The organism is Actinacidiphila oryziradicis (genome assembly GCF_005047355.1).
GTDB classification, from domain to species: domain Bacteria; phylum Actinomycetota; class Actinomycetes; order Streptomycetales; family Streptomycetaceae; genus Actinacidiphila; species Actinacidiphila oryziradicis.
On sequence record NZ_SUMC01000183.1, the window covers coordinates 1 to 8,968 of the forward strand.

General features: G+C 68.3%; 11 protein-coding genes and 1 pseudogene. 8 read left to right on the top strand and 4 right to left on the bottom strand.

Annotated elements, in window-relative coordinates; translation table 11 throughout:
* Together FCI23_RS52205 and FCI23_RS52210 are read left to right on the top strand one after the other, a co-directional pair.
* A partial coding sequence (locus FCI23_RS52205; RefSeq protein WP_407646162.1) for an esterase/lipase family protein occupies window positions 1–408 on the top strand: 408 nt, incomplete at its 5' end.
* 143 nt (window positions 409–551) lie between these two features.
* The gene (locus FCI23_RS52210) at window positions 552–1,481 is read left to right on the top strand and encodes a GNAT family N-acetyltransferase (protein ID WP_136730965.1); all 930 of its coding nucleotides are present in this window, start codon (window positions 552–554) and stop codon (window positions 1,479–1,481) included.
* Window positions 1,482–1,896: 415 nt separating this feature from the next.
* Here the strand turns inward: FCI23_RS52210 and FCI23_RS57805 are convergent, their stop codons facing one another.
* Window positions 1,897–2,934: an esterase/lipase family protein gene (locus tag FCI23_RS57805; RefSeq protein WP_136730966.1), complete on the bottom strand. Its 1,038-nt coding sequence runs from the start codon at window positions 2,932–2,934 to the stop codon at window positions 1,897–1,899.
* 816 nt (window positions 2,935–3,750) lie between these two features.
* Here FCI23_RS57805 and FCI23_RS52220 point away from each other — a divergent pair.
* The gene (locus FCI23_RS52220; protein ID WP_136730967.1) at window positions 3,751–3,984 is read left to right on the top strand and encodes a hypothetical protein; all 234 of its coding nucleotides are present in this window, start codon (window positions 3,751–3,753) and stop codon (window positions 3,982–3,984) included.
* A gap of 268 nt (window positions 3,985–4,252) precedes the next feature.
* A complete protein-coding gene (locus FCI23_RS52225) occupies window positions 4,253–4,486 on the top strand; it encodes a hypothetical protein (RefSeq protein WP_136730968.1) in 234 nt (77 codons plus the stop codon).
* A 394-nt stretch (window positions 4,487–4,880) separates the two neighbouring features.
* Here FCI23_RS52225 and FCI23_RS52230 read toward each other — a convergent pair whose 3' ends face one another.
* Complete coding sequence (locus tag FCI23_RS52230; RefSeq protein ID WP_136730969.1) at window positions 4,881–5,336, bottom strand: hypothetical protein; 456 nt, start codon at window positions 5,334–5,336, stop codon at window positions 4,881–4,883.
* Window positions 5,337–5,908: 572 nt separating this feature from the next.
* Between FCI23_RS52230 and FCI23_RS64455 the strand changes: the two genes are divergently transcribed.
* The gene (locus tag FCI23_RS64455) at window positions 5,909–6,121 is read left to right on the top strand and encodes a hypothetical protein (protein ID WP_407646163.1); all 213 of its coding nucleotides are present in this window, start codon (window positions 5,909–5,911) and stop codon (window positions 6,119–6,121) included.
* On the opposite strand, the gene FCI23_RS52235 is transcribed toward FCI23_RS64455, so the two are convergent.
* On the bottom strand, window positions 6,075–6,299 hold the full coding sequence (locus FCI23_RS52235) for a hypothetical protein (protein WP_136730970.1): 225 nt from the start codon (window positions 6,297–6,299) through the stop codon (window positions 6,075–6,077). The two genes, FCI23_RS64455 and FCI23_RS52235, sit on opposite strands and share 47 nt — an antisense overlap.
* On the opposite strand from FCI23_RS52235, the pseudogene FCI23_RS52240 reads away from it, so the two are divergent.
* Window positions 6,265–6,960: pseudogene (locus tag FCI23_RS52240) on the top strand (cbb3-type cytochrome c oxidase subunit I); the annotation flags it as partial. The gene FCI23_RS52235 and the pseudogene FCI23_RS52240 sit on opposite strands and share 35 nt — an antisense overlap.
* Window positions 6,961–7,068: 108 nt before the next feature.
* Here the strand turns inward: FCI23_RS52240 and FCI23_RS52245 are convergent.
* Window positions 7,069–7,794 (bottom strand): hypothetical protein, encoded by a 726-nt coding sequence (locus FCI23_RS52245; protein WP_136730971.1) that lies wholly within the window; start codon window positions 7,792–7,794, stop codon window positions 7,069–7,071.
* A 426-nt stretch (window positions 7,795–8,220) separates the two neighbouring features.
* Between FCI23_RS52245 and FCI23_RS58965 the strand changes: the two genes are divergently transcribed.
* Window positions 8,221–8,523: a hypothetical protein gene (locus tag FCI23_RS58965; RefSeq protein WP_211265861.1), complete on the top strand. Its 303-nt coding sequence runs from the start codon at window positions 8,221–8,223 to the stop codon at window positions 8,521–8,523.
* 14 nt (window positions 8,524–8,537) lie between these two features.
* Entirely contained in the window at window positions 8,538–8,699 is a 162-nt protein-coding gene (locus FCI23_RS58970) for a hypothetical protein (protein WP_211265862.1), read from the top strand.
* Window positions 8,700–8,968: the final 269 nt, after the last annotated feature.

The window sequence follows — 8,968 nt, forward strand, 5'->3', positions numbered from 1 at the left end:
ATCGGGTACAGCCTGGGCGGGCTCATCGCCCGCTACTACGTGCAGCGGCTCGGCGGAGACGCGTACGTGCCGCTGGTGATCACCCTCGGGACGCCGCACAGCGGCACCGCGACGGCCTTGCTGGCCCCACCCCACCCGCTGCTGCGCCAGCTCAGGCCGGGAAGCGAACTGCTGGCCGAGCTCGCCGAGCCGGCCGCGGGCTGCCGAACCCGCTTCGTCGCCTTCTACAGCGACCTGGACGAGGCCGTCATCCCCGCCGGCAGGGCCCGCATCGACCACCCCGACCTCCAAGCCCGCAACGTGCTCATCCACGGCGTCGGCCACCTGACACTGCCCATCCACAAACCGGTCAGCGACGAGATCCGCTCCATACTGACCCAGACCCCGCAGGTCACGCCCGCCGCATAACAACCCCGGGCCCGACGAACCCCGCAGATTGCCGGGCAGGCCCCGTTCCTGCAGATTGCCGGGCGGGCCCCCGTTTCAGAACAGGCAGAACGCGGCACTCTGAAAGACATAAGTCCTGCAGCTGTCGGAAGAAGACCAGCAGCATGAGAAAGGACAAAGAGGCCTTCCCGCCCCGCCCTGCGAGCGGATCGGCGGTGCGCCCGTATCACCCCAAGGACGAGCCGGTGGTGCGCGAGCTGATCAACGCCGACCGGCTACCGGGACAGCCATGCTGCACCCGGGACATGCTGGCCGACGCCACGCGCGGGCCGTCCCACCTCGCTGGTTGGGTGGCACCTGCCCAGCCGTGCATCAGTGTGCTGGCCGACGCCGAGGACCGGCCCCACGGCGTCATTGTGTTCTTGGCCTGGCCCGATGTACCGGTCGGCCTGATCTGCTGGCTGCACGCCCGAGAGGACCCCGCCGCCCTGCGTGCCCTGCTCACCCACGCCGTCGCCGAACTCGCCGGCTGCCCGCTGGTCGAGGCGTTCGTCGGTGCCCCGCCGGACACCCTGGGCCCCGGCGGGTTGTCCCGAACCCGCCGCGCCGCCACCCACCACGCACTCTTGGAGACCGGCTTCACCGGCCGCCGCCAGGGCTGCTACCTGCACCGCCCGCTGCCCGTCGAGGGACTGCCCGCCAAGCTGGTCGCCGACGTTTTCCCCTGCGAATTCCCCCCGGGCTATCGATTGATCATCCGTGAGGCGGACGAGCCGGTCGCCGAAACCCTGGTCAGCGTCGGACCCGACCACACCGCGACCGTGCGATGGATCGAGACCCTGTGCACCCAGCGCCGTCACGGCCTGGCCCAGCAGCTGCTCAGCCAGGCCCTGGCCCTGCTGGCCGAGCACGGCGCCACCGAGGTCGCCCTCGTCGTCGAAGACCTCCCGGAGACGGTCCCCGACAGCCGGGCCGCCCCGCAGCTCTTCAACTCCTTCGGCTTCGCCTTCATAGACCAACTATGGACCTACGAACAACGGCGCCCCAACCAGGCTCGGACCGCCGGCAGCGACCGGGCATCCCGTCAGCACTGAACTCCGGGGGAAGGCAGGCGCCGCCCTGCCGCCCCGCATCGCTCCCGGCACACGGCTGGCTCAGGCAAGCAATACGGGGGCGAAGCACTGCCCGAGCAGCCGCGAGGGCCTGCGAGGTGATCGCCTACGTCTACGACGCCCCGCCCGGCGACCCGGAGCGCGACCGGACCTCGGCCAACCGGCTCTATGACTCCATGGGGTTCCAGGAGGTGGATCGCCTTTTCTCGTTCGCGCGCCGTCGCCGACCATCGGCGGGGACGGCTGCCCCCACGTCCGCACGACGATGGCCTGCACGGATCAGCCGAGCCAGGGCGCAGTCCCCGGAGTCACGGTTGTCGGTAGCTGTTACGCCACCCACTCGACCTCTTCCACGTTGTCGCTGAACTGCGATGGCTCCTCCATCGACTTGCCTTTCTCAGGCCACAGCTGGGAGCTTCGGGAGGTGCTCGTCGTGGAGCACACGGCAGACTTCCCTGACGACGCTGGGGTGCAGAGGCAGTGAGACGTGGCCGAGAGCCCGTACGGCGACGTTGGTGACCTGGAGATTCGGATGAACGAGCCGGGCGTTGGAGGCGGGGATGATCAGCTCGTCGAGATCGCTGTGGAACGCGACGAAGCGTGTTCCACAGCCGGGGGCGGGCTCGGCGAGTTCGGCGAGCACGTCGCTGCCCGGCCGAAGCTGCCGGATCACCGGGTGCGGCAGCGGCAGCATGGCGGCCAGCGTACCCTGGTGCGGGGCGCCCAGGGTGATCACTGTATGCACGCGGGCGTCGCCGCCCATACGCTGCACGTAGTAACGGGCGACCAGACCCCCGAAGCTGTGGCCGATCACATGAACGCGCTCCTGCCCGGTGGAGTCGCACAGCCGCTCCACTTCTTCGGCCAGCAACTGAGCAGCGCTGCGGACATCGGTGGCCAGCCAGTTGTAGTTCAGCATGGTCACCTGGAGGAAGCCCTCCCGCTGCAGTTTCCATCTCAGGATGTGGAAGATTCCCCGGTTGCTGCACATCCCGTGCACCAGCAGAACGGGAGTACCGCCAGTTACGGCCTTTTCACGGAGCGGACGAACCGGCGGAGTGCCGTCTGACGGCGGGCCGGGACGAGCCTCGGCGGTTTCGCGGTCATCCCTCATGCCGGAGGGGTACAGAGCCAGGGCCGTAATGATCGCGACCGCCTCCACAGCGGCCCCGCACACGGCTGCGGTGAGCGCACTAACCGGGAACAGGCTCATGCGGGACGGGTCCAGACCAGCGAGCGCGGGAACCCGGTATCCGCAGCACAAGGGGCGGCACCGTTCTGCGTTATTTGTGCCGCTTGCGTACTGCGGCGTCCGAAAAGAAGCATGGGGTGACTCCCTGCGCCTGCACGGTGAGCTATCGGATTCGGACCGGTAAGTGAGCGGCCACGCACGGGCGACTACGCTCCGAACCGGACCCACCCGAGCCCGCGGCATGGGTGACTGACCTGGTCCCTCATTCCTGTTCGTTGTGTTCGAAGGCCGCCGGGCGGGACAGGATCGGCAGCACGCCGACCGTCCAAGCGGATGGCGAGGACGTTAGACACAGGCTCCGGGTGTCAGCAAGACCAGGTGACTCACCTCACGCCAGGAAGCCGCCATCATGACCGACTTGTCATTCTGTATCCGACTTTTCCGCCCTGCGTTCCGGCGAGCGCGGCACGGCATCCCGGTGCTCCCAGGAAGACGTCGGCCGTGGGTCCAAGCAAGTCCACGCGCTCCGTCCGCCGCGGTCTCCGCCTAACACGCCGAGCACCTTGCTGCGTGCGGGGCTCTCGGCGTCGGCAACGGGTGAAATTCAGCCGTTGCCGACACTCGGCGAAAGCGTTCGTCAGGAACTGAGGCCGGAGCGGGCGATACACGCCGAACCGAGGCCCAGCAGGCCACGGGCCGCGATCAGCATGCTGGAATCCTGGACAAAGTTAGCCAAAAGCATCGAATACGACCAAGCCGGTCCGCAGCGTGCAACTGTCGGCGAGTGTTGAAGGCGCCGGCAACGCCGCCCGCTGAGCAGCAGGAACCCTGTGGGGTGCCAAAACGATCGCGTAGGCTCTGAGCTGATCTTTTCTCTGGTTGTCAATGACGCGATCACGGTCGTCAGTCCGCGGCCGGTTGAGTGATTACGGTGAGCCACTTGGGGGCGGAGCCCCTCGCGCTGCCGAAGGGCGGGGCCTGGTTTCCCGCATTCTTGCGGCGGAGTGTCGGGCAGTGAACGGGCGTCCCGCCCATCGGTGTAGCGAGGTGTGATTGTTTATGGCCGTGTGCGAGGTTTGCAGCAACGACTACGAGATGACGTTCGAAGTGCGCACCGCCGGAGGGGTGCACACCTTCGACAGTCTTGAGTGCGCGGCCCAACGGCTGGCGCCGATCTGCGAAAACTGTCAGTGCCGCATTCTGGGCCATGGTCTGCAAGCGGACGGGCAGATCTTCTGCTGCGCCCACTGCGCGCGCGTGAAGGGCCACGCGAGCCTGGTCGATCACGCCTGAGGGCGGGAACCGAGCACAGGCGGCTGCTCCGGCAGCGTCCGCGGGCACCGTCCTCAGCTTGCGGCCGAGCTCGTCCGCCTCCCCGGACGAGACGGCCCAAGCGCCGCGTGCTTCGGGTGCCTGCCTTCGTCCTCCAGTGCTTCAGAGGCCGGATTCGGCGGCCGCCGCGCCGGATCCCGTGGCAGCCCAGAAAGCAGCCTTGGAAGCAAGGTGGCTGCGCGGGTCCAGCCTGCCCGGGACCGGGGCGCTCGCGAACCCACCAGGAGATATGGACGACGACGCCAGCACCGGCGAGGTCCGGCCAGAACTGTGTGACCTGTGCGGGATGGCGATCTCCGATGGCTCCGAGCTGTACGCCTTCGCGCGCGATTCCTCGCTCATCCACCCGTACGACCCGAAGTTCGACGGCAAGCGTTGCCTCACCGCCTGCTCCGCTGAGCACATGGCTCAGCTGGCCGCGTGTTCGACCAGCATCCCGAAGGGCTCAGCATCAAGGACATGATCGAGGCCACCGGCCTGACCCGGAAGCAGCTCGACCGGGCCATCGCGTGGAACAACGAGCGGGTGCGGCACCACCGACGCAACAACTGACAACACCGCAACGGCCCGCCGGGCATCCCAGCAAGCCGCTCCTGGACCGCACTGCGCTTCAGGTCCAGCTGATCCCGAGTCCGTTCAGCTCGGCACGCTCTGGCGCGAGCTTCGCCTTCCTAGCACGGGTGCTGGCGATGAACATGCCGAGACCGCCTGGCCGTCATCCAAAACCTCGATGTGCCTCCCAAACACGGTCAGGTGCCCCTCGCGCTCGTGGAACTGAGCGGCGGCCGCGATGTTGACGGCCCATTTGTCAGCGTGGCTGCGTTTCGGTGCGGGCTTCTCGCTCGTCCTCGGTACATCTACTGCTGCGCCCTCGTGAGCTTGTCCCGGCCCAACCGCTGGTGAGCCCCGGGCGCCAGGCAACCCGCGGTACGCGGGCCGGGATCAGGCGGGGCGAACGTCCGCCGCACCGAGGGACGGCCGTGATCACTGCACCCAGTCGTAACCTGGTCCTGGATCAGGTGGTAGCCGATGAGGTCCGGCGGCTGCATGTCGTGGATCGCCCTCAGCTCGTCCCGGGTCAGCCGGCGGCCGTCGATGTGCCACTGGTCGGGTTGGGTGGTCTCGAAGTGCGCGACGGACGACGTCCCGTCCACCGCCAGCGGCAGCTCCACCGGATCGAGCCGGTCCTCCCCCGGTTGCGGACCTTCTTGTGCCTGCCCATTCTCATCCCTCTCACTGCGGCGCGAGGACGCACAGCGTCCGGCGTCCAGCAGCGATAACGATCCGGCCGGGCTGGAGGACGTGACCCGCACGGGTTACACCTCGTCCACCTCGTCCTCGACCGCGTCCCGCAGGGGACGCGGTCCCTCGCCGGGCTGCGAGGCGGTGAAGACATAGCCCCAGCTCAGTTCAAGTGCTTCTCCTTGAGCGGGGACAGACGGGCGATGTCCTCCTCCGGGATCTGGGGGCCGGCCCGCTGGAGCTCGGTCACCGCAGCATGTTCCACAGCACGACCACGTTGAGGACGAGGGACCGCCAAACAGGTCCTCCTCCCTTCCCTGTACGCGCCGCCGCCCACGTGGCCGCCCTGGACACCCAAGGCGCCACGCGGAGTCTCGCCTGAGACCGGAGGCGTTCCCGCGGCGGCGCACAAAGCCGCTCGTCCCTCCGTGGTCTGCCAAGGGCCGCCGACGGCGCCCTACCGGCACGTCGCATACAGTCGCACGCGGTCGCAGTGAGTAATCTTTACCGAGGGTGGAGCCTTGTGCCTGTGGGCCGCCCGGGGCCCAGGGGGCGGGTGCTACGGGTGCGGGACCGGCAGTCCGTAGCACCCGCCCGGGAGTCCTTCGAGCCGACTTTTCACATCTACGCGGAAGGATCACGGATGCCGCCCGTCGGATCGCTGGGAAACCTGCTTCGCGCCATCGTTGAGCAAACCGCTCACGGCCTTCTCACAGTCGACCCGCACGGCGGCCAGGGCCGCTCCCGGCGCAATGCCGCACAGGCGGCCGCCGAGGCCACCGTAGAGCGACACGAGCGCGAGGCAGCGTTCACTTGGCTGACCGACCACGGCACATCTGAGCCGCCGCAGCCGTGAGACTGCGGATCCTGTTGCCCAGGACCACCTGCGGGTGCCGGCCGAGCCTAAGCCCGAGGTCGAGCCCCTTGCCCGCGATCACCAGCAGCGGGACGCCGTCGGCGGCGTACCGCATCGCCGCCTGATAGATCGTGGTCTGCTCGCCGCCGCTGTTCGCCGGCTTCACGAACTGGATCATGCCGCTGCTGTCGTTCCCACGGCTGAACATGCTCGCCTACTGGCTCTATCTCTTGGGCTCGCTGATCGCTGTCGTCGGCTTCCTCACCCCACAGGGCGCGGCCGCCTTTGGCTGGTTCGCCTACGCGCCGCTCAACGACGTGGTCCACTCGCCGGGGATCGGCGGCGACATGTGGATCATGGGCCTGGCCTTCTCCGGCTTCGGCACCATCCTCAGCGCGGTCAACTTCATCACCACGATCATCTGCATGCGCGAGCCCGGCATGACCATGTTCCGGATGCCGTTCTTCACCTGGAACGTTCTGCTCACCGCAGTGCTGGTGCTCATCGCGTTCCCCGTGCTCGCCGCCGCTCTGCTGTGTCTGGAGGCAGACCGGAAATTCGGGGCACACGTCTTCGGCACGTTGCCGTTCTTCGGCATCGTCGGTGAAGTCATCCCAGTCTTCGGCCGCAAGCCAATCTTCGACTACATCGGTCTGATCGCCGCCACGATCTCCGTCGCCGGCCTTTGGGCGACGGTGTGGGCGCACCACATGTTCGCCACCGGCGGGGTGCTGCTCCCGTTCTTCTCCATCATGTCCTACCTCATCGCGGTGCCGACCGGCGTGAAGTTCTGCAACTGGATCGGCACGATGTGGAACGGTTTGCTTGGTTTCGAGACTTCGAGGGCGTTCCGCTGAGTACACCCGGGGCGCGGTGCTGGGATTGCTCCTGGTCCGTTTCACAGGATCGCCTCCGCGCTCATGAAACCGGGCCAGGGCCCGGGCCGGTTACGGCCAGGGCGGCTCCAGCAGGTCCCCGATCTTGCTCAGGATCTGGGAGCGGCCCGCATGGGAACGCTCGTACTCCTCGACGGCGGCCAGGTCGGTCTGGGCCAGCTGTGGGAGCTGGTCGGTGATCTGCTTGGTGTTGAGCGTGTCGTAGTCGGGGATCGGCAGCTGGTCCTCCGCTATCACGGCTCCCTTGGTCGTGGCGGCCACTACCGCCTCGGCGCGCTGCTCGAGGGTGGGGCCCAGGCGTTCGAGGAGGTCCTCGTCGTCGCGGCGGATGGAGTCGAGCAGGTCGGAGCTGTCGGTGTCGCCAATCTCCCGTGCGATGTGTTCGCCGGCCCGGCAGGTCGCCACGGCGAAGGCGGTGATCCCGTATTCCCGCTCGGTGTTCTTCAGCAGTTGCCGCTGCGTGGCCCTTCCCCGCAGCAGGGCGGCCGGTATGCCCATCGCCACCTCCAAGGGCAGCCGGACGGCCATCCCGGTCAGGTGCACGGCACCTCCGAAGGCGGTCTGCGCCAGTCCTCGGGGCTGCAACTGCAACGTCTTCAGGCGTTCGTCGATACGGCGCACGTGGCCCCGGGCGCCGGCGATGCGGCGCTCCAAGGTCTCGCGGTACTCCTCGGCGGGCGTGACCGTGGCGTGCGCCCTGAGCCGGTCGGCGATCGCGGCTTCGGCCTCGCGGACCTCGCGCAGTGCCGGGATGAGCACGTCTGTGGTTGCGGTCATCACGTTTCCTCCGGCTGGTCCGACGCGGACAAGACACCCCGAAACGGCGTGGCCGGACGATAACCGGCTCTCGCCCCCTCCTCCCACCGTGCCCGCAATGGCCTCCTCCCGCATCTCCCCGCTGTGCACGCCCGCAGGACGTGGGTGGCCGGCTATTTCCCCCGGGGGGCATCGACGATGATGTGCACCCGCGCGCAGGCTTCCGCGGCAGTGCCCGGCGGCTGTGCCAGGCCGCGATCCGGGCACGGCTTTCGCGGCCGCGCCGGCGGGCGGCCGATTGCCCAGGCGGCCATCGGGGTCATTCCGCGAGCGCCTGCGGCGGCGGCCGGGACAGGCCGCCGGCCGGGCAGGATGACCCGGTGCCCATGACGGGCCATCAGGATACGGCTGGGGGCGTGCGGCGTTCTCGCGGATGGAGGCACGTCGATGACGCGGGCGGTGCGCGTGTCCGTGGCGTTCCTCCTCGGCGGGGCGGTGGCCACGACGGTGGGAGTCGCCATCACGCGGGGGATCTTCGCGCTGCTGGGCAACGCCGTCTCGCCGGGCAGCCTGTCCGACAAGGGGGCAGCGGGCACCATCGTCCAGATCGTGCTGGTCGGCCTGCTCCTGATCGCCGCGGTGAAGAAAACGGGAGACGGCCGAGCCGCCGAAGTGGCTCGGACGCTGATGGAGGCGACCGGCCTGCTGGTGATCCCTGCCGATGCCCCTCCGACATCGTGGTCATGCTGACCGTGGGAGCACACGTGGAACAGCACCATGCGGGTCTGGGCGCGGCGCTGCCGTTCATCGGAGCCACCGTCCTCATCGCCGGGCTGCCGCTGCTGGTATACCTCCTCTTCCGCAAACGCGCGGAGCGGCCGGGAATGGGTGAACTCCCGCGGCTGGGTGGCCAACCGCCTGCCTGATCTTCGTCGCACTCATCCTGTAGTCGTCATCGAAGGTTGAGCGGGGAGGACCGGGTGACGAAAGAGGTGAGGGGTCGCTTCTCATGCGCCGTCGTAGCGCTGTTCGGGTGCGAGGCCCGAGCTACTCGATGACCACTATGGACTCGTGAAACGCTTTTACTCGGATGCGTTCGGACGTCGCGATTCAGCGGCGCTCGGGCTTCGCCGAGCGCGACATCAGTTCCTTGACGGCCACCTGCGGGGGCTTCCCGTCGTGGACGATGTCGACG

Coding starts and splice junctions, on each gene's coding strand:
- FCI23_RS52245 (WP_136730971.1), bottom strand. CDS start 7,794: ATGACCGCAACCACAGACGTGCTCATCCCGGCACTGCGCGAGGTCCGC.
- FCI23_RS52220 (WP_136730967.1), top strand. CDS start 3,751: ATGGCCGTGTGCGAGGTTTGCAGCAACGACTACGAGATGACGTTCGAA.
- FCI23_RS52225 (WP_136730968.1), top strand. CDS start 4,253: ATGGACGACGACGCCAGCACCGGCGAGGTCCGGCCAGAACTGTGTGAC.
- FCI23_RS58965 (WP_211265861.1), top strand. CDS start 8,221: ATGACGCGGGCGGTGCGCGTGTCCGTGGCGTTCCTCCTCGGCGGGGCG.
- FCI23_RS64455 (WP_407646163.1), top strand. CDS start 5,909: ATGCCGCCCGTCGGATCGCTGGGAAACCTGCTTCGCGCCATCGTTGAG.
- FCI23_RS52235 (WP_136730970.1), bottom strand. CDS start 6,299: ATGATCCAGTTCGTGAAGCCGGCGAACAGCGGCGGCGAGCAGACCACG.
- FCI23_RS57805 (WP_136730966.1), bottom strand. CDS start 2,934: ATGCCGCGGGCTCGGGTGGGTCCGGTTCGGAGCGTAGTCGCCCGTGCG.
- FCI23_RS52210 (WP_136730965.1), top strand. CDS start 552: ATGAGAAAGGACAAAGAGGCCTTCCCGCCCCGCCCTGCGAGCGGATCG.